This is a genomic window from Pseudofrankia asymbiotica (assembly GCF_001983105.1).
GTDB classification, from domain to species: domain Bacteria; phylum Actinomycetota; class Actinomycetes; order Frankiales; family Frankiaceae; genus Pseudofrankia; species Pseudofrankia asymbiotica.
In genome coordinates this window covers 35,817-58,369 of the sequence record NZ_MOMC01000028.1, presented here as the reverse complement: position 1 = coordinate 58,369, position 22,553 = coordinate 35,817, and the positions used below count along the sequence as shown (strand labels likewise).

Genomic DNA, 22,553 nt, shown 5'->3' with positions numbered 1-22,553 from the left:
GAACCGGAGAACTGGCTCAGAAAAACTCCTCTTGGCGACAAGTGGCCCGCGAGTGCCACTGCGCCCGAGACCACGGTCAACCGGGTCCTTCGGCCCCGTGCAGTGACCACTTGGGACTACACGGTCTCGCCACGCCGCCAGGCGCCCCCCGACGAGGGCGATCGTGGCACCGTCCGGCCCGGTCAGCGGCCTGAAGACCGCCGCCGACCGACTGGACGCAGAGCGTCCCTTAACCGGGGRTGTGCAATACAGACCCCCGAGTGGGCTCCTTGCGACACCAATGCACGCATCGCACCGCGCCCAGCGCTATCGATGACAGATGTCGCGACATAGCGTTRCCATGCGCCTACGAAACGTCCATCAGGCGACAGACAGCGACCGTCACGGAGCGCATGCGCTCCGAGTTCCGACGATCGCGGGAGCGGCCAGGCCGACGGCGTCCTGCCTGCCCTTCGGCACAGCTGTCGCCAACGGACAACCGTGCACGCATATCCGAGGAGATCGTCGATGCTGACGGAGAACGCTCAGGCCTGCGCACACCCGCTGGCCTTCGTCCGCGCCCAGCGAGGCTGGTCGTACCAGAAACTCGCTCGCGTCGTCGCCAAGAGAGCCCGTGACCTGGGCGTGGCGAACATGGCCGCCGAGCGGCAGAAGGTGTGGCGCTGGGAGCACCGCGGCGTCGTCCCCGACAGGGTGTCCCAGCTCGCGCTCGCCACCGAACTCGGCGTGCCCACCGAGCGGCTGGAATCCCACCCCTGGCCGTCCTGGCTTCCGACCGGTGACCACGTCCGCACCGACTACCCCTGGACCCAGTCCGGCAGCCTGTCCGCGCTGACCGACGTCGTCCAGGACGCGCTGACCGACCGCCGCGGATTCCTCACCATCAGCGGATCCGGGGTCGCGAGCCTCGCCACCGAGTGGCTCAGCCTGGAACCGGCCCGCCTCACGGGCGCGCTGGACGGAGGCCTGGTCGACGAGCAGATCGTGCACCGGATCGCCCACAACATCCCCGGGCTCCGCGTGATGGACGATCGTCTGGGCGGTGAGAGCGTGCGCCGCCTGGTCGACGCGGAGCTGGGCGTCGTCGCCGAGCTTCTCGCTCGCGGCCGCTACCCGGAGAAGATCGGCCGGGAGCTGCACGTCGTCGCCGCCGAGCTCGCCCGCTTCGCCGGCTGGGTGTCGTTCGACGCCGGCTACCAGACCGCCGCCCAGCGCTACTGGGTGACCGCCCTGCACGCGGCGCACGTCGGCGGCGACCGTCTGCTCGGCGCCAACGTGCTGAAGAACATGTCGCTGCAGTGCGTCGACTTCTCCCGGCCCGCCGAGGCCATCGAACTGGCCGAGGCCGCGGTCCGCACCGCCGGCGCCACCACCGGCCGGGTCGGCGCGATGCTGCACATGCGCAAGGCCCGGGCGCACGCGGCGCTCGGCGACCAGGTCGCCTGCACGCGCGAGCTCGCCGTCGCCGAGGCCGCGTTCAGCCGCGCCCGGCCGCAGGAGCCGTCGTGGGCGGTCTACTTCGACGAGGCCGAGTTCCAGGCCCAGGTCGGCTGCTGCTACATCGACCTCGGCCATCTGCCCTCGGCCGACCGCTGGCTCGGCAACGCCCTGGCCAGCCACCCGGCCGAGAAGGTCCGCGACCACGCGACCTACCTGCTGCGCCGCGCGGGCGTCCAGATCGACCTCGGCAACCTCGACGCCGGCTGCGCCCTGGCCGCCGAGGCCGTCCCGCTGCTGACCGTCACCAGGTCCCGGCGCAACGCCCGCCGCGCCGACGAGGTCCGCCGCCGCCTGCGCCGCCACGCCACCGTCCCCGCCGCCCGCGACCTCGACCAGCGGCTCGCCGAGATGGTCTAGCTGGCCTCGGCTACCTGGGCCAGGGCGTCGGCGGTGGCGCGGGGTTCGGTGATCATCAGGTCGTGGCCCGTGTCTATGTCCCAGAGGCGGCCGTCGGCGCGAGCCTTCGCCATCAGGTCCGGGTCCCTGGTGGCGAGCGTGGACGTGCAGACGATGTGGTACCGCGGGATCGCCCACAGCGCTGCCTCGTTGGTGAGCGTCAGCGGCTGCTCGAAGCATCGCCAGGGGTGCGGGGTCAGCCGCTCGGCCATCCAGACGAGGTCGTCGGGGTCGGTCACCCCGTAGAAGGCGCCAGCCTCGGGGAACGGGATGAGCACGAGCTCGACGCCGTCGACCACCTGTCCCGTCGGGCGGGTCGCCTCGATGATCGGCCCGGCGACGTCGACCAGCGACTGGCCGTTGACCGGGTTCGCCGCGTCCAGGTACACGAGGCGCCCGACCCGGTCGGCGGCCCGGTCCGCGATGCCGGTGATGACCATTCCGCCGTAGCTGTGCCCGACGAGGATCACGTCGCGCAGGTTCTCGCAGTGCAGCAGGGCGACGACGTCCTGGATGTGCAGGTCGAGGTCGACGTGCGGGCCGACCAGGTGCGCCCGCTCCCCTAACCCGGTCAGCGTGGGGGTGTGCACCTCGTGTCCGGCCGCCCGCAGCAGCCGGGCGACGGGCTGGTAGCACCAGCCGCCATGGCCACCCCCGTGTACCAGGACATATGTCGCCATGATCCAGCCTCCTCCGCAATGACGGCGCTCGCGCCGCCTGGTCTGCCGCGCACAGGCCCGCCGCATGGTGGGAGCGGCTAGTCGACGCCGATCAGCGCTCCGTCGCCGGTGAAGAAGGCCAGAGCGGTGGCCGGGGCTGTCAGCGTGACCGGGGCCCCGGCACGCGTCGCGTCCGGGGTTCCCGCCACGTCGGTCTGGCGCGCGGAGACGCGGACGGCCACGGCACCGGCCGCGGTCTGCACGTAGACCACCCGCTCGGCGCCCAGGCGTTCGGAGACGACGACGTTGCCCGCGATGCGCAGCGAGCCGTCCAGCCGGGCGGCCGGTGGCGCGCCGGGCGCGGCCGGCGCGCCACCGGGGGACCCGGCCGCCGCGGGGGCGAGCTCGAGGCCCTCGGGGCGCACACCCACAGCGGCGGCACCCGCGGGGGCCGCGACGGCGAACCCAGGACCGCGCAGCATGCCCTCGGTGAGGGCACCGTCGAGGACGGTCATCGGCGGGCTGCCGACGAAGGTGGCGACAAAGCGGGTCGCGGGACGGTCGTAGATCTCGTCGGGAGTGCCCAGCTGTTCCAGGCGGCCCCCGTTGAGGACGGCGACCCGGTCGCCGACGGCCATCGCCTCCGACTGGTCATGGGTCACGAACAGCGCCGTCGAGCCGAGCCGGCGCAGCAGCGCGACGATCTCGACCCGCAGCTCGACACGCAGCTTCGCGTCCAGGCCGGACATCGGCTCGTCGAGCAGCACCACCCGGGCGCGCCGGGCCAGCGCCCGGCCGATCGCGACCCGCTGACGCTGGCCGCCGGACATCTGCGCCGGCCTGCGGTCGGCGAGTGCCCCGATACCCAGCATCTCCAGGGTCTCGCGGGCGCGCGCCACGGCCGCGGACCTGGACATCCTGCGGCCGTAGCGCAGCGCCAGCGTCAGGTTGTCCAGCGCCGACAGGTGCGGGTAGAGCGCGTAGTGCTGGAACACCAGGGCGACGTCCCGCTGGTGCGGGGCGAGGCCGGCCTGGTCCACACCGGCGAACAGCAGCCGGCCGGAGGTGGGGGCCTCCAGGCCGGCGCAGATGCGCAGCAGGGTCGACTTGCCGGAGCCGGACGGGCCGAGCAGCGCGACGATCTCCCCCGGGCGCACGGACATGGACATCTCGGCGAGTGCCCTGACCGGACCGAAGTCCCGGCCGAGGCTCTCCATGTCGATCGGCACGCCCGCGGTGCCGGCGGCGGTCGCCGCCAGCGCGTCGTCGTCAGGCCGCACGGCCAGCTCGGTCACTCCAGCTCCTTGTCGCTCCCGCGGCTTCGTTCCCGCGGCTTCGTTCGCTGCCGGCCGGCCGACGGCGCCCAGGATGCCGAATCCCCGCCGGATCCCGGGGCCGGCGCCGGCGCGCGCCCCCGGTCAGGAGGTCAGCTCGGCGGCCTTGGCCTGGGCGTCGCGCATCGCGGTCGCCGGATCGCTACCCGTCATCGCGCGGATGACCTGGTCCGTGATCGCCTGCGGCACCTCGCCGCCGCGGCTGCCCGCCCAGGCCGGCGGCGGGATCAGCGAGCCGGCCAGTTCCCTGAACGGAGCCAGCTCCGGGAACTCCTGGTAGAACCCGGCGAGCTGGGTCRCCGCGGCGGTGTCGACCGGCAGGTAGCTGAGCGACTCGACGCTGGCGGCGACGACGTCCGGCGCCAGCAGCGAGACCAGCAGCTCGGTCGCCATCTCCTTCTGGCACTGGTCGGTCGAGAGCACGGTCAGCGCGTTGCCGCCGGCCACCGGGTGCTGGGTGCCGCCCGGCAGGGTCGGGAAGGGCACGACGCCGGCCTTGAAGCCGTTCGCCCCCTGGCCGCGGATGAAACGCAGGCCGGCGGCGATCGAGTTCACCGATGCGCTCACCATCGCGGTCTGCCGCTGGATACCGAAGCGCAGCAGTCCGTTCTGGGCCGGCGAGTCGGACTGCGTGCCGTACGTCCCGACCTTCGCGAGGAACTGGGTGGCCTCGAGGGCGGCTGGGGTGGTCAGGTTCGGCGTGCCGTCGGGCTTCTCGATCGGGCTGCCCTTCGACGCGGCGAGCGTGCTCAGGTACCACTGGCCGAACTGCTCGCCGGTCGGCAGGTCGATCGCCTGGACGCTGGCGCCGGAAGACTTGATCTTCGCGGCGGCGGCGAGGACGCCGTCGGTCGTGGTCAGCGTCTTCGGGTCGACGCCGGCCTTGGCCAGGATGTCGGCGTTGTAGATCAGCACGGGCATCGACACCTGGGCCGGGATGCCGATCTGCTTCCCGTCGACCTGGCCGAGCTTGAGGAACCGCTGGTCATAGGTGGAACGCAGCAGGTTGGGCGACAGCGTCTGGGCGCCGAGCTGCCGGGAGTAGACGGGAAGCAGGTCGAACCCGGCGACGGCGACGTCGGTCTGCTTGCCGGCGGCCCGGTCGGCGGAGATCTGCTGGACGAGCGCCACGTAGGTCGGCGCGGTCGAGTTCAGCTGCACGGTGAGGCCCGGGTGCGCCTTCTCCATGTACGCCTTGCCGGACTTGGCCACGTCGCTGAGCGACGCGACGCCATAGAACGTCAGCGTCTTCACCTTGGACGCGCACTCGGCCGACGCGGTCGCGCCGTTGACGCCCGCGACCCCGGCGTCCGCCGTGCGCACGGTCGGCCGCAGATCGGGGACGTCGGAGCTGTCGCCGCCACCGCCGCAGGCCGCGGTGGCCAGGGCGATGGTCGCCGTGAGCAGCACCGGCGCCTGCCTGAGACCAGCCAGCCTGGCTCGGCCCCGGCGCGCCGGGGCCGCTCCGGCATGGCCGGACCTGTCGATGCGGATCACGGTCTATCCCTCCACTGCGCTGGCTGGCACGGTCTGCGCACGGTGTGCCTGGTCGAGGACGAGACGTACATGGTCGACGAGACGCCCAGATCGATGCTGAGGTTGCGGGCTGAGGACATTGGTCAGCCGCCGGCTCCGGTGCCGGTGAGGCCGGCGGTGAGGCGACGCTGGGCGACGAGGAACACGGCGAGGGTCGGYAGGCTGATGATCAGCGCTCCGGCCGACAGCTCGGCGAAGTCAGGCAGGCCCGACGGGGGCGAGGCCACCAGGCTGGCCAGCGCCAGCGGTGGGGTGGCGATCTCCGGTGAGCGGGCTTCCAGCAGCGGCCAGAGGTACTCGTTGAACGACAGCAGGAAGCTGAACACCGACACCGTGGCGATCGCGGGCGCCGACAGCGGCACCACGATGGTCCGCAGCGTACGAACCAGGCCGAGGCCGTCCATCCGGGCGRCTTCCAGGACGGATACCGGGATGGTCGTCATGTACTGGCGCAGTAGGAAGATCGACGCCGCGCTCGTCATGAACGGCAGCACCAGGCCGACGCGGGTGTTCGACAGGCCCAACGCGGAGATCGTCACGTAGTTCGGGATCGCGGTCACCTGGCTCGGGACCAGCAGCGTTGCCAGCACCAGCCCGAACACCACGCCGCGCCCGCGGAAAGGCAGCCAGGCGAACACGTACGCGGCCGGGATGGCGGTCAACAGCTGCAGCAGCAGGATCGCCAGGCTGACGAGGATCCCGGTGAGCAGCGCCCTTCCGAGATGGCCGTCCCGGAAGGCGCGCGTGAAGGCGTCGAAGCTGACGGACTTCGGAATCGGGTTCGACGAGAGGGCCAACGCCGACTGAGACGGCCCGAACGCGGTGCGGACCATCCAGACGAAGGGCAGCAGGGCGAAGAACACGCCGACCGTCAGGACGACGGCTCGCCCGGCGAGCCCCGCGAACCGACCGCTGTTCGGCCCGCCCGTCCGGCCGCTGTTCGGCCCGCCCGTCCGGCCACCCGTCCGTGCGGCGCGATGCGCGTGTCTACCAGTCGGGGCGGCCGGCACAGGGCTGTCCGCCCGCGGCTGGCCCGTCACCGGCTCGGTCATCGCCGGCTCGGTCATCGCCGGCTCGCTCACGGCGGGTTCGTCGGTCGGCGGTTGACTGATGGGCGATGGCCCGGGAGGTGGTTGGCTCATCGGGCCGCCTCCGCCGCCGGGGCGGCCGCGCCGGCGACGCCGAGGCCCACCAGAGCGGCGCCCGATGCGCCGTCCACCCCGGCGTCGGCCCCGTCGCTCTCGACGCGGGCGGCCCGTGCCCTGGCCCGCCTGCCGAGCACCGAGCCGAGGACCCCGATGAGGACGATGCCCAGGATCAGCAGCAGCGCGATCGCCGAGGCGTAGCCGATCCGGAACGAGCCGGTGAACCCGACCTCGTAGATGTAGTAGATGATCGTCGCGCTGGACCGGAACGGCCCGCCGTGCGTCAGCACAGCGACCGTCTCGAAGGTCTGCAGCGTGAGGATCGTCGTGAACACCGCGAGGAAGATCGTGGTGGGCGCGAGCAGCGGCAGCGTGACGTGCCGCAGCCGGGCGAAGCCGCGGATCCCGTCGACCTCGGCCGCCTCGTACACCGAGGCCGGGATGGTCGTGAGGCCCGCGAGGTAGACGACGAAGACGAAGCTGGTCAGCCGCCAGCCGCCGACCAGCGCGACCACCGGCAGTGAGGTCGCCTCGTCTCCCAGCCAGTTGCGTGGCCCGGCGCCGAACCAGCCGATGACCGTGTTGGCGAGCCCGTGACCACTCGGGTCGAACATGTACGCGAAGACCACCGCGATGGCCACCAGGTTCGCGCTGACCGGCAGGAACAACGCCAGCCGCAGGGCACCCGAGCCGCGGGTCACCTTCTGCGTCGCCAGTRCCAGCGCGAGCCCGACGACCACCGCGGGGATGACCGTCAGCACGCAGTACAGCAGCGTGTTGCGGACGGACCTGCCAAAGTCCGGGTCGCCGAACGCCTCGCGGAGGTTCGCCGTGCCGACCCAGTGAAAACTCGGCCCTGTCAGGGTTTTGTCGGTCCCCGCCGCGAAGGCGGAGACCAGCGCGGGGCCGAGGATGAACACGGTCAGCCCCAGYAGAGCGGGCAACAGCAGCGCCCCGATCCGCCAACCGCCGGCTCCGGTCCGCGGTCCGGCCCCCGTCCTTCTCGTCACGCTTACGCATCTTGGACTGCCGCGCGTCACCTGCCTAGAAGGGCGGCTGACATGGAGGTGAACACGACCGGTCCGGGCCATGACGGTGATGGGGTTGAAGCCGGATCCCCGGCGGGGATCCCACTCTGGCCCGATGCCTGCAAGAATGGCAGGCAACCTGATGTCGATCTTGGGACTGCGATGAGTGACGGGACCGGCTCCGAGTGGGGACGAGTCGCCGACGACGGCACCGTCTACGTACGGACGTCCGAAGGCGAACGCGCTGTCGGCTCGTGGCGGGCCGGCAGCCCTGACGAAGGGCTCGCGCACTTCGTGCGCCGCTATGAAGACCTTTCCGCCGAGGTGGTGCTGCTGGAACGGCGGGTGACGATCGCCGGGGTCGACCCGGTGGGGATCGCCGCCAGCGCGCGGAGGCTGCTCGACGGGCTGCCGACGGCCGCCGTCGTGGGCGACCTCGACGCGCTGCGCGGCCGGCTGACGGCGCTGCTCGGCGTGACCGAGGAACGCAAGTCGCAGGCGCAGGCCGAACGGGCCGCCCGCGCGGCGCAGGCGGTCGCCGCGAAGGAGGAGCTGGTCGCCGAGGCCGAGCGGCTGGCGAAGAGCTCCGACTGGAAGACGGTCAGCGAGCGATTCCGGACGATCGGCGACGAGTTCCGCGCGATCACCGGCGTCGACAAGCGGACCGACTCCGGGCTGTGGCGTCGGATCGCCGCCGCGCGCGAGGAGTTCGCCCGCCGCCGGACGGCGCACTTCGCCGCGCTCGACACCCAGCGCGCCACGTCGAAGGAGCGCAAGGAGGCGTTGATCGCCGAGGCCGAGTCGCTCGCCACCTCCACCGACTGGGGGCCGACGAGCACGAGGTTCCGCGAGCTGATGGCCGAGTGGAAGACGGCGGGTCGCGCGGCCAAGGACGTCGACGACGAGCTGTGGACGCGGTTCCGGGCGACACAGGACGCGTTCTTCAGCCGGCGCAACGCGGTGAACGCCGAGCGCGACGCCCAGGCGCGGGCGAACCAGACCGCCAAGGAGGCGCTGCTGGCCGAGGCGGCCGAGCTCGACCCGGCCGACACCGATCGGTCGGCGCGCAGACTGCGCGAGATCCAGGAGCGTTGGGACGCCATCGGCAAGGTGCCGCGTGAGGTGGTCGGCCAGCTGGAGCGACAGCTGGCCACGATCGGCGATCGCATCCGCGAGGCCTCCGACGCCCGCTGGTCGCGCCATGACGGGGAGACCTCCCTGTTCGCCGCGAAGATGCGCGAGAACATCCGCCGGCTCGAGGAGAAGCTGCAGAAGGCCAGGGCCGCGGGCCGGGAGAAGGACGTCGCCCGGCTCGAGGGCGAGCTCGCCAACCACCGGGCTCTGCTGCCGGGCAGCGACCGCTAGGCCGCACCCCCAGGCCCTCGCACCACCGCGACGAAGCCCGCCGACCAGCAGGTTGGCGGGCTTCGTCGCGTTCGGAGTGGTCGCCCACACACGTGTGATGTGCTAACTGTCCGCTTGCCATAGTTAGCACCGTGACGTAGCGTCGCCGTAGTCGGTACGGTGTGCATCGCGCGACGACGCGCCGACGCGGCCGGTGAGTTGGCTGTTCCCCCTTCAGCCACCGGCTGGCTCGACGCGACGGCGGTGTCGACGGTCTGGCGAGGAGGTCGAGAAGCCTGTGGCGGCTCTGAACGTCCGTGAACTCGGCGATTTCATCCGGGACCAGCGGCGCACGGCGCAGATCTCGCTGCGACAGCTGGCGAAGCAGGCGGGAGTCAGCAACCCGTACCTGAGCCAGATCGAGCGCGGCCTGCGCAAGCCGTCGGCGGAGATCCTGCAGCAGATCGCCAAGGCGCTGCGCATCTCCGCCGAGGTCCTGTACGTGCAGGCGGGGATCCTGGAGGAGCGCGAGGGCGGCGAGGACGTGCACGCCGCGGTGCTCGCCGACGAGTTCCTCACCGCCCGCCAGAAGCAGGTCATTCTCGACATCTACGAGGCGTTCCGCCGGGAGAACGCGGTCGCCGCCGCCGCCGTCGCCGCTGGCGGCGCTGGCGGCGCTGGCGACACGCCCGGCGCGGCTGTCAGGGAGCCCGGCACGGTGACCAGGCCACCGGCCCCCCAGCCGTCCACCGCGGGTGGCACGAACGCGGCGAGCACCACCGCCGCGCCCACGCGGGCGGTCCCGAAGCCGGCGGCGGCGGAGACAACCGCCGAGACCGCCGGGCGGCCGACGACGGGGCGCCCACGACGCGCCGCGGCCTCGGCCACGGGGTCAGCCCCGACCACCCGGGCCACGGCCCGCCGGCCGCGCGCGACGTCCGCCGACAAGACAGCCGCCGACAAGACAGCCACCGGCGACACGGCCACGGCCCAGCCCGCGCGGCGGACCACCACCCGGCGCGCGGCGACCCGGCGTCCGCCGGCGGATGCCCCCGCCGCGGGCACCCCGGGCACCGCGGGCACCCCGGGCGGGCCGAGCGCGAGCGCGGAGCCCTCGGGCAACGCCTCGCCGACGGCTCCCCAGTCGTAGCTCGGCGAGCTGCCCGGCTCGCCGACGGTTGCTCCAGATGACGGTGTGTCCCGACTGCCCCTGAAAGCGGTGCACCGCCCTTAGACGACAACAGCAGACACATGCGCGGTGGGACCGCTGGTCCCGATCGCGAAGGAGGTCAGATGGCTACCGAACGGACCACGACCACGACCACGGCCAAGGCCAGGCGCACCAGCACCGCGGCGTCCTCGAAGACCTCGGCCACCGGCGGCGCGAAGAGCGCGCACGCGACCGGCGGCACGACGCGCGGCACAGGCACGAGCGCCTCCGCCGGGACGGGGGCGGCCAGCTCGCGGACCACTCCGGCCCAGCGGCGCGCCCAGATGTCCGAGGTCCGCAAGCCGCTCTACGCCTACGTCGGCGCGGCGGACCTGGCTGTCGAGAAGCTGCGTGCCCTGCCGGCCACGGCCAGCCGGCTGTCGGACCGGGTTGGCGAGCTGACGGTCGAGGCGGCGAAGGTCCCGACCCAGGTCGGCACCACGGTCCGCGGCCTGCCGGAGACCGTCGGCGCCCAGCTGTCGGGCCTGCAGGGCCGCGCGGCCCAGCTCTACAACGCATGGATCGACCGCGGGGAGAAGCGGGTCACCGAGATCCGCCGCAGCCCCGCGACCGAGGAGGCGGTCACGCGCACGAGGACCGCGGTCAGCCGGACCAAGGCGGCCAGCACGTCGGCGCGCCGGGCCGCGGACGCGGTCAGCAAGGCCGCCGTCAGCCAGGCCCCGCTCTCCGGTCGGCCCTCCTCCCGCTAGGACTGGCCCGGGGCGGGGCGCCGCGCGTCCCGCCCCGGGCAGCGGGCACCTCGCCGTGACGACCGGGCGGACGGCCGACCGAGAGGGGAATCGCCGGACCGGGCGTCCGGCGATCGTGGTCCGGGTGTTGTATGGCGGTCATGCGCTACCGTCCCTTGGGCAACTCGGGCCTTCTGGTCTCCGTCGTCGGTCTCGGCTGCAACAACTTCGGGTCGAGGGTCGACCTGGGCGGCACCCGCGCCGTCGTCGACGCGGCGATCGAGGCCGGCATCAACTTCTTCGACACGGCCGACACCTACGGCAACAAGGGCGGCTCGGAGACCCTGCTCGGGCACGTGCTGCGGTCCCGCCGGGATGACGTCGTGCTCGCCACCAAGTTCGGCAACGACATGGGCGGCGTCTRCGGCCCGGACTACGGGGCGCGCGCGTCGCGCCGCTACATCCGCAAGGCCATCGAGGGGTCGCTCAGCAGGCTGCAGACCGACTACATCGACCTTTACCAGCTGCACACCCTCGACGGCGTCACGCCGATCGAGGAGACGCTTGAGGCCCTCGACGAGCTGGTCAAGGAGGGCAAGGTCCGCTACGTCGGGTCCTGCAACCTCGACGGCTGGGAGGCCGCGGACGCCGAGTGGACGGCGCGGACCGCGGGCCACACCCGGTTCATCTCGGCGCAGAACCACTACAACCTGCTGGAGCGTGGTGTCGAGGCCGAGCTGGTGCCGGCGGCACTGAGGTACGGGATCGGCATCCTGCCCTACTTCCCGCTCGCCAACGGCATCCTGACCGGCAAGTACACCCGTGACGAGCCACCGGCACCCGGCACCCGGATGGCCGGCAGGCAGGACGAGCTGACCGACGAGGTCTTCGACCAGATCGAAACCCTCGAGACGTTCGCCAGAGAACGGGACCGTTCGCTGCTGGACGTCGCGATCGGCGGCCTCGCCGCGCAGCCCGCCGTCACCTCCGTCATCGCCGGCGCGACCAGCGCCGCCCAGGTCCAGGCGAACGTGACAGCCGGCGCCTGGCAGCCCCGCCCGGACGACCTCGCCGTCCTCGACAAGATCGCCCCCACCTACCGCCCGCGGGACTAGATTTCTGGTTCGCTCCGTGCGCGCACGGAGCGAACCAGAAGTACAGCGGCGCCCGCCGACCTATCGGCGGAAAGGTACGCCGGTGGGCACCGCGCACCTCTCAGCCTGCCCACGCCCACCCGCCGCGAAGCCGTTTCCCAGGATGAACCGTGCTGGCCAGCCCTAGCGGACCTCGGGTGGGGGCCAGCGGAGGGTCAGCTCGCCGAGGCGCCAGCGGCGCGGCGTTCGGTGGATGGGCCAGCCCTCGGCGTGGAGGGCGGACACGGCCTGGGACCAGCGGGTCCGGGGGCCGAACGGGGCGTAGCTGGCGGCACGCTCCCAGGCAGCGTCAAGGGCGACGAACAGGGCGTGGATGGGCTCGCCGGGGGTGTTGCGGGCGATCAGAGCCTTGGGGAGGCGCTCGGCCAGCTCGGAGGGGCGTTCGAGGCTGGGCAGGTGCGCGGAGAGCGTCAGCGTTCCCGGGCCATCGGCGGGCAGCGCGAACCAGCAGGCGCGGCGGCCGATCTCGTCACAGGTGCCCTCGAGGAGCAGGCCGCCGGGCGCGAGCCGGGAACGCAGGGTCCGCCAGGCGGGCTCGACGTCGTGCTCGGCATACTGCCGCAGCACGTTCATCGCCCGGATGACGAACGGGCGCCGGCCGGCGAGCTCGAACCCACCGCGGGCGAAGGCGAGGCCGGGCGGACGGGCGGCGGCCTGGGCGGCGGCGACCCGCTCCGGGTCCAGCTCGAGGCCGAGCACCCGTACCGACGGGCAGACGGCACGCAGCCGGTCGTGGAGCTCGATCGCGGTGACCGGCGACGCCCCGTATCCGAGGTCGACGACGAGCGGGTCATCCGCGGCGCGCAGCAGGGCCGCCTGGGTTCCCGTCAGCCACCGGTCGACCCGGCGCAGCCGGTTCGGCGCCGTCGTGCCCCGGGTCGGCAGGCCGAGCGCCCGGGCCCGGCCCGCCGCCAGTCGCGGGGGGCGCCCGCCGGGCACCGTCGCCGTCACCCCTCCACCTTGACAGACGGCGCCGGACCGCCTGGGCGGCGCGGTCCCGCCTTCGCCCGTCCGGGACAGGCCGGGGATGACCACTGACCGTCAGGGGGATACAGGTTGCTGCCAACGTGAGGAGGATCGCGCCCGCCAAAACAGCCGAAGTGGTGTCACAACCCGCCTAAGGTGGGCAGTCGGCCTACCGGGACGGGCCGCCCGCGGCCGGTCGCCCTGGCCGCCGAGACGGCCCGGGCATGCCTGGCCAGATGCGTATGTTGCACCTTCCCGGGTCAGCAATATTCGAGTAACAAATCGCTGAAGCGGTCTGACAACGGGGCAGCGCCCGCCGGCCGGTTCGCGGTAGGTGCGTGGAGGTGGTCGTGCAGCTGGTCGCAGGCGGAGGCGAACCGTCCCCGAGCCACCAACGGCACGCCCGGCCTCGTGTACCCCGCCGAGTCGCGATGCTGTCGATGCACACCTCGCCGCTCGAGCAGCCCGGTACCGGCGACGCTGGCGGCCTCAACGTCTACGTCGTCGAGCTCTCCCGCCAGCTCGCCGCGCTGGGCACCGAGGTCGAGGTGTTCACCAGGGCGACGAGCAGCAGCCTGCCTCCGATCGCGCGGCTCCATCCCGGCGTGACGGTCCGGCACGTGCCGGCCGGCCCCTTCGAGGAGATGCAGCGCGCCGAGCTGCCCGCCTGGATCTGCGCCTTCACCGCGGACGTGCTGCGGGCCGAGGCGGAGCGTGAGCCCGGCTGGTTCGACGTCGTCCACTCGCACTACTGGCTCTCCGGCCAGGTGGGGCTGACGGCGGCCCGCCGCTGGGGCGCTCCGCTCATCCACACCGCGCACACCCTGGCGAAGGTCAAGAACCGCTCGCTGGCCGCCGGGGACCTTCCGGAGCCGACGGCGCGGGTGCTCGGCGAGCAGGAGGTGGTGGCGGCCGCGACCCGGCTGGTGGCCTCGACCACCGAGGAGGCCCGCCACCTCGTCGAGCTCTACGGGGCGGATCCGCACGCGGTCGACGTGGTCGCGCCCGGCGTCGACCTGGAGGTGTTCCGGMCCGGCGAGCAGGCCGCGGCGCGTCGACGGATCGGCGTCCGGGCGGACGGTCACCTGCTGCTGTTCGTCGGGCGTATCCAGCCGCTGAAGGCGCCCGACCTGCTGTTGCACGCCACAGCCGAGCTGCTGCGTCGCGACGGGCGGCTGCGCGAGTCGCTCACCGTCGCCGTGGTCGGCGGGCCGAGCGGCACCGGGCTGGACCGCCCGGACGCGCTGGTGAAGCTCGCCGCCGACCTTGGCATCTCCGATGTCATGCTGTTTCGCCCGCCGGTGCCGCGCGCCGAGCTCGCCGACTGGTTCCGCGCGGCCACCGCCGTCATCGTCCCCAGCCACAGCGAGAGCTTCGGGCTGGTCGCGATCGAGGCGCAGGCCTGTGGCACGCCGGTGGTCGCCGCCGCCGTCGGCGGGCTGCGCACCGCCGTCGCCGACGGGCATTCGGGGGTGCTGATCGGGGACCGCGCCCCGGCCGCGTACGCGGATGTGCTGGCGAGGCTGCTGGCCCAGCCCGACTGGCGCCGCCGGCTGTCGGCCGGCGCCCGGGCGCACGCGTCCGGGTTCGGTTGGTCGGCGACCGCCGCGGGCGTGCTCGCCGCCTACGACGCCGCCCTGTCCCCCGCACCGGGTGTAGCGGTGCCGATGCCCATGCCGGTGACGCGGTCGCGCGGACGGCGCAGGCTGACTGGCAGCCCACACTGACTGACAGCGCACGCCGCCTGACTGGCAGCGCACACTGAACAGCACGCCGAACGTCGAGTGGTTCACGTCCGGTCAGGCACACCGCTGGCGACCAGGACCGGCAGTATGAGCGGTCAAAACCAGGGAAGGTTGTCGGTCATGACCGTGACGTCTGTGGGCACAGTGGGGCGGATCGACGAGGCTGAGCGCGCCCGGCTGGACGAAGTGATCAAGGATGCGCTCGACGATCTGGGGCTGGCCTATGAGCACCCCAGAGTCGGAACGTTCCTGGTCACGCTTGAAGGCGAACACAAGCTGCGGACGATGACCTGGGTCGTCGTCCAGGACCACACGCTGCTCGTCGAGGCGTTCTTCATGCGCAAACCGGCGGAGAACGTCGCCGGGACCTACGGGTTCCTGCTCAGCCGCAACGCGAAGACCTACGGCGTGCACTTCTCCATTGACCGCATCGGCGACATCTTCCTCACCGGCCAGGTACCGCTGCTGGCGGTCAACGCCGACGAGATCGACCGACTGCTCGGCTGCGCCCGCACCTACGCCGACGAGAACTTCGACCCGGCGATCGCGCTCGGCTTCGCCCAGGCGGTCGCCCGGGAGAAGGCCTGGCGCGCCAAGGTCGCCGCCGAGGCCCGAGCCGCCCGCGCCCAGGACTAGGGCAGGCCCCCCGGCCGCCCCTGTCCGAGCCGGCCGGTCAGTCCTCGGCTCAGTCCTCGATCTTTCGGAGCCGGGCGGACAGGTGGGGCTGAAGCGGCTTGCCGCTGGCTTCCATGTCGATCGCGTAGGCGAGGTCGCCGCCCTCGACGATGCCGTAGAGCCGGACCGAACGCGTGACGTCGCGGGCGGTGGCGGTCCGGATGACGACGTTCGAGTCCAGCTCGATCCTGGTGCCGTCCAGCGTGCCAACGTAGATCTCGGCGATGCCGAACGGGTGYGCGAGGGAGACCTCGACGATCCTGCCGCCGGGCTTGTCCGGGTCGTCCTGCACCCGCCAGAAGCCGGTCTCGGTGGCCAGGGGGCTCCCCGGCTCGCGGCCGTCGCGCGGCTCGTCGGCCCACCAGGTCGTCGACGCGTAGGCGAGCGCCGGCCGGCCGGTCGACAGGAAGGTGATCTCCTGCTCATAGCGGAAGTCCGGCAGGTCCTCGTAGCCGCCGACACCCTCGCCGTGCCAGGTGCCGACCAGGAAGGCCAGCGGTGCGAGGCTGGGGTGCGGGTCGGGGACCGACGCCCCGCTCCGCGCTGGGCCGGTCGTGCTCGTCACCTGAGTTCTCCTCGTGTCACGGCGCCTGTCGGCGGCATCTGGGGCCCGCCCGAGAGGCAGGATCACGTCCCGTTCGGGCAGGCGGCTTCGGGCAGGTCAGCGTCAGCGCTGGCCCTGGTAGAGCCTGTAGGCCACATACGCCGAGCACCACGCGATCAGCAGCGCGRCCGCCGCCAACAGTCCTGTGAAGACGTACTGCACGGCTCTCCCGCCAAATCTGCCGGAACGGCGTAGTCGGGCGACGTCACGACCTTAAGGGACCGGGATCCCGGTGGTGGCGACCGGGAAGCCTGTGTTGCTGGTTCGTGCCGCGCGACCGGCGCGCTCCGGCCTCGTACTCGCCTCGCTCGTACGGGCGTTGCCGGGAATTCCGTCGCGGCCGGCGGTCATTGTGGGTGTCGTGACAGGACTGTGGGCGCTGGTGGCGGCGGTCGTCGTCGCGACCGGGATTGGGGTGACGCTGCGGCACCGCGACGGCCGCTTCCGTCCGTCTCGGGTCGCGCGGCTCGATCCTCCGCGGGCCCCCGCCAGCCCGTCGGGGGCGGCGACCGGGGAGCAGGCGCCAGGTGAGGGGGACGATCTGGCCGGGCCCAGTGACACGGAGCGGCCTGGGGCGATCCCGAGCCCGGTTGCCCCCCCGGGCGCCACGACGCTGACGCCCGGGGGGACCGCCGCGGTCGGGGAGCAGCCGATGGAGCCCTCGACGGGGTCGCTCGCGGCGGAGCTGGCGGCGCTCGGACGGCCGGGCGGGCAGCGGGGCACGCTGTTGCAGTTCTCCACCGCGTTCTGCGCGCCCTGCCGAACGACCCGGACAGTGCTTGCCGACGTGGCTCGGATCGTGCCGGGCGTGGCGCATGTCGAGGTCGACGCGGAGGACAACCTCGAGCTGGTGCGGCGGCTGGGGATCCGCCGGACGCCGACGGTGCTCGTCCTCGACGGCCATGCGCGGGAGATCAGCAGGGCGAGCGGCGCGCCGCCGAGCCGGGCGGCCGTGATCGCCGCGTTGGGCCCGGTCGCGTCCGAGTCCGAACCCATCGAGCCTTGGTGACGTGGTTGAGTCCGGCGCGAACCATCCAGACACTCACTCACCGGCCACTCCAGCCACTCTGGTCGCCCGCTCCTGGGCGGACGCCGCGGGAGATCGGGCAGCACCCCACCCCCGGGCGATCGTCGCGGGACGGCCTCTGGAAAAATCACTCGATTCGGGCCGCAACTGTTAACACCTGCGTGACGTTCGCTGCTAACGTGGCACCGTTATGTTCTCGACACACCTGATCAAGCGCCGCGCGGTGGATCTTTGCCGCGTGAGCAGCTGCTTGTGTCGACTTTCCTGATTGGGCACTAGCCCAGGCATGCCCGCAACCCGCGGGTGCCCGCCAGACCAACGCCAAGGTTCCCGCTAGATCGGCGAAGCCGAACCAGCGGGTAGGCGCTCTGGGGGCCAGCGGGCGGGCACCCGCCACAGCGACGGCAGACCCGGCCTCACCTGTCTCCGCCCCGCCTGTCAGGAGAAGATCCCTGTGGTTGACCCCAGAGGTCTGCGGTTTGCCGCGACCATCACCGCGGTCGTCCTGTCCGTCGCCCTCGTCACCGGCAATCCATGGGTGCTGCTGGCGCAGCTGGTGGTCTTCGCCGTCGGCGCGGTCGGCGGTGTACGCCGCGCACCGTACGCGCTGGTCTTCCGGCGCCTGATCAGGCCGCGGCTGGGACCCCCGGCCACCACCGAGGACCCTGCCCCGCCTCGGTTCGCCCAGGCCGTCGGGGCCGTCTTCGCCGCCGTCGGCGTCGTCGGGTTCCTGACCGGGCTCGACGTTCTGGGCTATGTGGCGACGGCCTTCGCCTTCGCCGCCGCGTTCCTGAACGCCGCGTTCGAATTTTGTCTCGGTTGTCACCTTTACCTGTTCATCAGAACCACTACTGCGAGAGGAGCGCGCGCATGAGCCGCGAGCAGGCGCTGGTCGACGCGACATGGGCCGAGGCGCACCTGACCGACCCGTCGGTCGTGTTCGTCGAGGTCGACGAGGACGTGTCCGCCTACGACAAGGGCCACATCCCGGGCGCCGTCCGGGTGGACTGGAAGTCCGAGCTACAGGACCCGGTCATCCGTGACTTCGTCGACAAKGCGGCCTTCGAGGCCCTCCTGTCCAGCAAGGGCGTCTCCAACGACCAGACCGTCGTGCTTTACGGCGGGAACAACAACTGGTTCGCCGCGTACGCCTACTGGTACTTCAGCCTCTACGGGCACGCCGACGTCCGGCTGCTCAACGGCGGCCGCAAGAAGTGGGAGCTCGACAGCCGCGAGCTGACCACAGAGGTCGTGGCGCGGCCGGCGACCCAGTACAAGGCCAAGGAGGCGCGCACCGACATCCGCGCCTTCCGTGACGAGGTCATCGCCGCGATCGGCGAGAAGGCGCTCGTCGACGTGCGGTCGCCAGACGAGTTCTCCGGCAAGCTGCTCGCCCCGGCGCACCTCCCGCAGGAGCAGTCRCAGAAGGCCGGGCACATCCCGACCGCGAAGAACATCCCGTGGGCGAAGACCGCCAACGAGGACGGCACTTTCAAGAGCAACGACGAGCTGACCGCCCTCTACAACGAGGCGGGCGTCGACCTCTCCAAGGAGATCATCGCCTACTGCCGGATCGGTGAGCGCTCCGCGCACACCTGGTTCGCGCTGCACGAGCTGCTCGGCCTGCAGGGCGTGAAGAACTACGACGGCTCCTGGACCGAGTACGGCTCGCTGGTCGGCGTGCCGATCGAGAAGGGCGCCTGAGCATGTGCGGAGCCATCGCTGGCGGGCCGTCGACGGAAGGAATTGACGTGGCCAAGGAGACCGTGATCCAGGGAATCGTCGTCAAGGGCGGCGAGCCGGTGTCGTCCGGCTACGCGAGGCTGYTCGACGAGGGCGGCGACTTCACCGCCGAGGTTCCGCTGTCCGCCACCGGCCAGTTCCGGTTCTTCGCCCGCCCGGGCACATGGACCGTGCGCGCCCTGGTGCCGGGTGGAAGCGGCGAGCAGAAGGTGTTCGCCCGCCAGGGCGAACCCGTCGACGCCCGCGTCGAGGTCTCTGTTTGATCTCGGGCCAGGACCCTGGCCGGGTTTTGTAGGCAGGAAAGGCGAAGGCGGTAGAGGGCGACCCTCTACCGCCTTCGTTCTGTTTCAGCTCCCCCCGGCCGCCGCTGCCGCGGCGCGCCCGCTCGAGGAAGATCCACGAGAGTTCGCCTAGGTGGGGCGGCGCGGGGCGGGGATCGAGGGGGGTCCGGGCGGGGCCGCGAGGACCATCGGGCGGACCGTGAAATGTCGCATCTCATTGTCGACGGCGAATGTGGCGGCGGCTCCACGGTCGGGAAAGGGCGCGACCACCTGCCGGACGTCCTGGCGTCCGGCGCCGTCGTACTGAATCACCGCGTACAGACTCTGCGCCTCGGACATCATATGATCATCTAACCTCATCCACGCAAAGTCACGGGATGGGCACCGAGTGTCCCCGCTGTGGTCCGTATCAGTGCGACCAGGCCCGTCGATCAACAGGAGAAGCCAAAACCCGCCCGTCAATAGACAAGGGCCTGCGCGCCGTCTTCCATGGCCTCGGCGACGAAGGCGGCGGCGCCCGCGATCCGGATTCCGTCGATCACGTCGTCCGGGCCGATCGAGCGGCGAGCCGCGCATTGCGTACACAGCGTGACCCGACCGGCCRAGAGCACCACCTCGAGGAGGTCGGGCAGCGGTGCCGCTTCCGGCAGGCTGAACTCGGCCGCCCRGCCCGGCAACGCGAACCAGGCCGACTCACCGGTCAACCACAGCGATACGTCCACCCCGCTGCTGGCCGCCACGGAGGCGACGGTGAACGCCTGTGAGCAGCGCTCCGGCGCGTCCGTCCCGGCGGTCACCTTGATGACGAGCGATCGACTCATACGACCAGTCTCCACCGACGCCGCCTTCCACTGACGTCGCCCGCGGTCTAGCCCGCGGGCGACGGCGTCGCGGCACCTGCCGGGATGGTTGTCGTATCGAGGATGACGTGCTCGCCCGCGGCGCTGAAACGCATGCGGTCGGGCAGAACATCGACGGCCGTCAGCTTCAGGTTGAAGGGCAGCCCCTCGACCGGGATCCTGACGGTCAGCAGCTTGATGATCTGGTCGTGCCACTCGGGTGGGAGCACCGAGGTGACGCTCTGGGCCAGTTCCCGTGGGGTGATGGTGAAGGCCGCCGGCTCCACGCCGATGCTCGCCGTGCCCTCCACCGGGTAGTCCGTTCCGAACACGTTCGCCGTGCCGCCGATCCGGATCGCCGAACCTGCCGGGGCAACCGTCAACTTCATGCCCTGAGCGGCCAGATAGGCGTTGAGGTCGGTGTAGGTCACCTCCACGTCGGCGTCGAGCCTGTCGACCGGGATCTTCTTGACGTCGCCGCCGATGATGTCGGACAGCGGGATGTGCACGCCGTCCAGATGCGAACGCACCCGATCGACCCGCAGGCCGTTCTGGACGCTGCCACGCACGTCGATGTCGATGTCCCGGTAGTCGCCCCTCACGACCTGAGGCAGGAAGAGCACGCCACCGATGGACACCGACGGTTTGGTCGGCAGGTTCTGGCTGCGTTGCGCCTCGGTCGCTATCTGGCCGGAGACCACCCGGACCGCGACCCTGTCTCCGATGAACAACAGCACCAGCAGAACGACAACGACGCCAACTGTGATCCGAATTGCCCGACTGCCCACCGGATCATCCTTACAGATGCCGTCCGACCAGATAGATGAGCGGTGCCGCGATGGTCAGCGGAGCCACCGCCGCGAGCAACGCCGTCGCAACCGGCCTGGCCGCGATCGGGCCGACGCGAACCCCGCCCAACAGCAGCGGCGCGGCTGGTGAACGCAGATCGCCAAGCGCGCCGCGGCCGGCCCGCCACACCCGCGCTCCCGCGCTCCCGGACGCGGCGGCTGGCCGCGCGGCCGGGACCGGTCGCGTCTCGTCGGCCGGCGCAGCCGCCGCACCCGCCGATGAGCGGGACGCGGTCGCCGGTACCGGTGCTGGTGTTGGTGAGGAGGCGCTGGCACGCGCGATCAGCACGCCCATCACCGCCGCCGCGAGCGCGCCGGCCGCGGCGAGCAGCGCGCCCGAGCCAGCCGACAGCTCGTCCGCGTATGCGCCGTAGACGGCGCCCATCCCCGTACCAGCGGAGAGGCCCAGCCCAGCGGCCACCAGCGTCCCAGCGCCCAGCAGGCCGGTCAGCCAGGCGACGAGCACGGCTCCACCGGCCCCGGCCAGCCCGACGGCGACGAGAAGGTCACCCGGCGCGGCCGACCCAGGCTGAGCCCGCAGCGCGAGCAGCCCGGCGAGAAACGCCACGAGCGTGCCGCCGCCGAGCGCGGCCGCGAGCTCACCCGTCACCCGAGCCGGCGTCGGCGTCGGCGTCGGCGTCGGCGTCGGCGGAGCGGACATGCCGGGCGCGGGCGGCGCCATCCGCGCCGTCGGTGCCGAGCCCTCCGGTGAGGCCGATGGTGTCGCGGTGGGTCCGGCGCCGGCGCGCTGGCGCCGGATGAGCTGGTAGACGATCACCACGGCGATCCCGGCGCCGACGACGCCCGCGAGGCTGCCGAGGTCGTGCCGCGCCGCGCCGAGCACAGCGCCGTCGGCGGTCAGCGCCGCCGCGGTGAGCAGGAGCACTGTCGGCCGGGAGGCGCGCAGGACGACGACCCAGGCCCAGCCGAACGCCAGTTGTTCGGCGAGCAGCACGGCGGCCAGCGCCGGGGTTCCGGCCATGGCGGCCGCGGCCGGGAGGGCGGCGGCCAGTGCCGCGCCGAGCAGCGCGGCCGTCACCCACCATCCGCCGGCACGGGCGGTCCGCCCCGAAGCTCTGGCCGGCAAGGCCGACGAGTCCGGGAACGAGGGGTCTGGTGAAGGCTCGGCGCCCGCCGATCCGGCGGGCGCGCAGGTCCGTGGATCGCGGGCACGCACCCCCTCATGCTGTCACGTCACCCGCTGGCCGCCTGCCCGACATCCTCTATCGATCATCGATGGCCCGAGGCCGGCCCCAGACCGCCTGCCAGGACGCTTGTTCTGAGCCACCCCTGAACGCGAGCGCCACCCGGCGGGCCGGCGGGCGCGGTCACCGAACACCAGGACCGAACAGGACCGAACAGGTCAGTCAGGCCGGCTCAGTCGCCTCTCAGCCGCCGGCGAAGGGCGGAAGGGCCTCCACGACACTGCCAGGCCGCAGCGCCAGCGTGGCCGGGTCGCGCCGGCCCGCGGGCTTCTCGTCGATGAGGAACGAGCACCGGGTCAGCACCTCGGCGAGCCGCGGGCCGTGCCGGTCGACGGCGGCCTCGATCACCGCGGCCAGCGTCTCGGCCATCAGGCGCTCCTCGGCCACCCCGGCCGCGTCACGCGCGGCCGCCCAGTACCGGACAGTAACTTCCGTCACACCCGACAAGTAGCCCATCACCCTTCCGCGGCCGGAGTACCTGGCACCACTGGACTTAACTCCGCCACAGGGTGGCGCGCTTCCCATGCGGCGGCCTCAGGAGCACGGAGACCGACGTCGCGTCTCCTCGCGCCCCCTCACGTCATCCGCGCGGTTCGTCTCGCTCGGGGCCRCCTGGGCCGCCTGG

General features: G+C 72.3%; 23 protein-coding genes. 12 read left to right on the top strand and 11 right to left on the bottom strand.

Annotated features, from left to right (window positions below; all coding sequences use genetic code 11):
• Nucleotides 1-507: 507 nt before the first annotated feature.
• Complete coding sequence (locus BL253_RS15365) at nucleotides 508-1,857, top strand: NsdA family TPR-like regulatory protein (protein ID WP_076817506.1); 1,350 nt, start codon at nucleotides 508-510, stop codon at nucleotides 1,855-1,857.
• On the opposite strand, the gene BL253_RS15360 is transcribed toward BL253_RS15365, so the two are convergent.
• From BL253_RS15360 to BL253_RS15340, 5 genes are all read right to left on the bottom strand, one after another.
• Nucleotides 1,854-2,576, bottom strand: coding sequence for an alpha/beta fold hydrolase (locus BL253_RS15360; RefSeq protein WP_076817504.1), 723 nt, complete (start codon nucleotides 2,574-2,576; stop codon nucleotides 1,854-1,856). The genes BL253_RS15365 and BL253_RS15360 overlap by 4 nt on opposite strands.
• Nucleotides 2,577-2,653: 77 nt before the next feature.
• Nucleotides 2,654-3,850: an ABC transporter ATP-binding protein gene (locus tag BL253_RS15355; protein WP_076817502.1), complete on the bottom strand. Its 1,197-nt coding sequence runs from the start codon at nucleotides 3,848-3,850 to the stop codon at nucleotides 2,654-2,656.
• 123 nt (nucleotides 3,851-3,973) lie between these two features.
• Nucleotides 3,974-5,323 carry an extracellular solute-binding protein gene (locus BL253_RS15350; RefSeq protein WP_076817558.1) on the bottom strand — a complete coding sequence of 450 codons (1,350 nt, stop codon included), beginning with the start codon at nucleotides 5,321-5,323 and terminating at the stop codon, nucleotides 3,974-3,976.
• 185 nt (nucleotides 5,324-5,508) lie between these two features.
• Nucleotides 5,509-6,567 (bottom strand): carbohydrate ABC transporter permease, encoded by a 1,059-nt coding sequence (locus tag BL253_RS15345; protein WP_076817500.1) that lies wholly within the window; start codon nucleotides 6,565-6,567, stop codon nucleotides 5,509-5,511.
• Entirely contained in the window at nucleotides 6,564-7,580 is a 1,017-nt protein-coding gene (locus BL253_RS15340; RefSeq protein WP_076817498.1) for a carbohydrate ABC transporter permease, read from the bottom strand. The genes BL253_RS15345 and BL253_RS15340 overlap by 4 nt, the downstream gene beginning before the upstream one ends.
• Before the next feature lie 180 nt (nucleotides 7,581-7,760).
• Between BL253_RS15340 and BL253_RS15335 the strand changes: the two genes are divergently transcribed.
• The 4 genes from BL253_RS15335 to BL253_RS15315 all read left to right on the top strand — a co-directional run bounded on the left by BL253_RS15335 (nucleotide 7,761) and on the right by BL253_RS15315 (nucleotide 11,956).
• Entirely contained in the window at nucleotides 7,761-8,963 is a 1,203-nt protein-coding gene (locus BL253_RS15335; RefSeq protein WP_076817496.1) for a DUF349 domain-containing protein, read from the top strand.
• 277 nt (nucleotides 8,964-9,240) lie between these two features.
• Nucleotides 9,241-10,092, top strand: a complete 852-nt coding sequence (locus BL253_RS15330; RefSeq protein ID WP_076817494.1) for a helix-turn-helix domain-containing protein — start codon at nucleotides 9,241-9,243, stop codon at nucleotides 10,090-10,092.
• 143 nt (nucleotides 10,093-10,235) lie between these two features.
• Nucleotides 10,236-10,862 (top strand): hypothetical protein, encoded by a 627-nt coding sequence (locus BL253_RS15320; protein ID WP_198946274.1) that lies wholly within the window; start codon nucleotides 10,236-10,238, stop codon nucleotides 10,860-10,862.
• 140 nt (nucleotides 10,863-11,002) lie between these two features.
• Nucleotides 11,003-11,956 carry an aldo/keto reductase gene (locus tag BL253_RS15315; protein WP_076817554.1) on the top strand — a complete coding sequence of 318 codons (954 nt, stop codon included), beginning with the start codon at nucleotides 11,003-11,005 and terminating at the stop codon, nucleotides 11,954-11,956.
• A gap of 162 nt (nucleotides 11,957-12,118) precedes the next feature.
• Here BL253_RS15315 and BL253_RS15310 read toward each other — a convergent pair whose 3' ends face one another.
• Nucleotides 12,119-12,946: a class I SAM-dependent methyltransferase gene (locus tag BL253_RS15310; RefSeq protein WP_081438341.1), complete on the bottom strand. Its 828-nt coding sequence runs from the start codon at nucleotides 12,944-12,946 to the stop codon at nucleotides 12,119-12,121.
• Between the two features lie 365 nt (nucleotides 12,947-13,311).
• Here BL253_RS15310 and mshA point away from each other — a divergent pair, with 365 nt between their 5' ends.
• Both mshA and BL253_RS15300 read left to right on the top strand, forming a co-directional pair.
• Nucleotides 13,312-14,688 carry a D-inositol-3-phosphate glycosyltransferase gene (gene mshA, locus BL253_RS15305; protein WP_076817552.1) on the top strand — a complete coding sequence of 459 codons (1,377 nt, stop codon included), beginning with the start codon at nucleotides 13,312-13,314 and terminating at the stop codon, nucleotides 14,686-14,688.
• A gap of 138 nt (nucleotides 14,689-14,826) precedes the next feature.
• The gene (locus tag BL253_RS15300; RefSeq protein ID WP_076817489.1) at nucleotides 14,827-15,342 is read left to right on the top strand and encodes a type III secretion system chaperone family protein; all 516 of its coding nucleotides are present in this window, start codon (nucleotides 14,827-14,829) and stop codon (nucleotides 15,340-15,342) included.
• Nucleotides 15,343-15,391: 49 nt separating this feature from the next.
• Here BL253_RS15300 and BL253_RS15295 read toward each other — a convergent pair whose 3' ends face one another.
• Nucleotides 15,392-15,946: a nitrobindin family protein gene (locus BL253_RS15295; RefSeq protein WP_076817487.1), complete on the bottom strand. Its 555-nt coding sequence runs from the start codon at nucleotides 15,944-15,946 to the stop codon at nucleotides 15,392-15,394.
• Between the two features lie 400 nt (nucleotides 15,947-16,346).
• Between BL253_RS15295 and BL253_RS43745 the strand changes: the two genes are divergently transcribed.
• The 5 genes from BL253_RS43745 to BL253_RS15275 all read left to right on the top strand — a co-directional run bounded on the left by BL253_RS43745 (nucleotide 16,347) and on the right by BL253_RS15275 (nucleotide 19,018).
• Entirely contained in the window at nucleotides 16,347-16,994 is a 648-nt protein-coding gene (locus BL253_RS43745; protein WP_076817551.1) for a thioredoxin family protein, read from the top strand.
• A gap of 208 nt (nucleotides 16,995-17,202) precedes the next feature.
• Nucleotides 17,203-17,280, top strand: a complete 78-nt coding sequence (locus tag BL253_RS45380; protein ID WP_397428671.1) for an Ms5788A family Cys-rich leader peptide — start codon at nucleotides 17,203-17,205, stop codon at nucleotides 17,278-17,280.
• Between the two features lie 186 nt (nucleotides 17,281-17,466).
• Nucleotides 17,467-17,886 carry a DUF4395 domain-containing protein gene (locus BL253_RS15285; RefSeq protein ID WP_076817485.1) on the top strand — a complete coding sequence of 140 codons (420 nt, stop codon included), beginning with the start codon at nucleotides 17,467-17,469 and terminating at the stop codon, nucleotides 17,884-17,886.
• Nucleotides 17,883-18,716 (top strand): sulfurtransferase, encoded by an 834-nt coding sequence (locus BL253_RS15280; protein WP_076817483.1) that lies wholly within the window; start codon nucleotides 17,883-17,885, stop codon nucleotides 18,714-18,716. The genes BL253_RS15285 and BL253_RS15280 overlap by 4 nt, the downstream gene beginning before the upstream one ends.
• A gap of 2 nt (nucleotides 18,717-18,718) precedes the next feature.
• Nucleotides 18,719-19,018, top strand: a complete 300-nt coding sequence (locus BL253_RS15275; protein WP_076817481.1) for a DUF1416 domain-containing protein — start codon at nucleotides 18,719-18,721, stop codon at nucleotides 19,016-19,018.
• 476 nt (nucleotides 19,019-19,494) lie between these two features.
• Here the strand turns inward: BL253_RS15275 and BL253_RS15265 are convergent, their stop codons facing one another.
• The 4 genes from BL253_RS15265 to BL253_RS15250 all read right to left on the bottom strand — a co-directional run bounded on the left by BL253_RS15265 (nucleotide 19,495) and on the right by BL253_RS15250 (nucleotide 22,384).
• Entirely contained in the window at nucleotides 19,495-19,857 is a 363-nt protein-coding gene (locus tag BL253_RS15265; RefSeq protein WP_076817477.1) for a DsrE family protein, read from the bottom strand.
• Nucleotides 19,858-19,904: 47 nt separating this feature from the next.
• A complete protein-coding gene (locus BL253_RS15260; protein WP_081438340.1) occupies nucleotides 19,905-20,663 on the bottom strand; it encodes an LmeA family phospholipid-binding protein in 759 nt (252 codons plus the stop codon).
• 10 nt (nucleotides 20,664-20,673) lie between these two features.
• Nucleotides 20,674-21,762, bottom strand: a complete 1,089-nt coding sequence (locus BL253_RS15255; protein WP_076817474.1) for a hypothetical protein — start codon at nucleotides 21,760-21,762, stop codon at nucleotides 20,674-20,676.
• 349 nt (nucleotides 21,763-22,111) lie between these two features.
• Nucleotides 22,112-22,384, bottom strand: a complete 273-nt coding sequence (locus tag BL253_RS15250; protein ID WP_241834818.1) for a MoaD/ThiS family protein — start codon at nucleotides 22,382-22,384, stop codon at nucleotides 22,112-22,114.
• Nucleotides 22,385-22,553: the final 169 nt, after the last annotated feature.

Excerpts from the sequence above, each read along its gene's own strand:
- BL253_RS15365 (WP_076817506.1), top strand. The coding sequence starts at position 508 with ATGCTGACGGAGAACGCTCAGGCCTGCGCACACCCGCTGGCCTTCGTC.
- BL253_RS15360 (WP_076817504.1), bottom strand. The coding sequence starts at position 2,576 with ATGGCGACATATGTCCTGGTACACGGGGGTGGCCATGGCGGCTGGTGC.
- BL253_RS15335 (WP_076817496.1), top strand. The coding sequence starts at position 7,761 with ATGAGTGACGGGACCGGCTCCGAGTGGGGACGAGTCGCCGACGACGGC.
- BL253_RS15320 (WP_198946274.1), top strand. The coding sequence starts at position 10,236 with ATGGCTACCGAACGGACCACGACCACGACCACGGCCAAGGCCAGGCGC.
- BL253_RS15300 (WP_076817489.1), top strand. The coding sequence starts at position 14,827 with ATGACCGTGACGTCTGTGGGCACAGTGGGGCGGATCGACGAGGCTGAG.
- BL253_RS45380 (WP_397428671.1), top strand. The coding sequence starts at position 17,203 with ATGTTCTCGACACACCTGATCAAGCGCCGCGCGGTGGATCTTTGCCGC.
- BL253_RS15250 (WP_241834818.1), bottom strand. The coding sequence starts at position 22,384 with ATGGGCTACTTGTCGGGTGTGACGGAAGTTACTGTCCGGTACTGGGCG.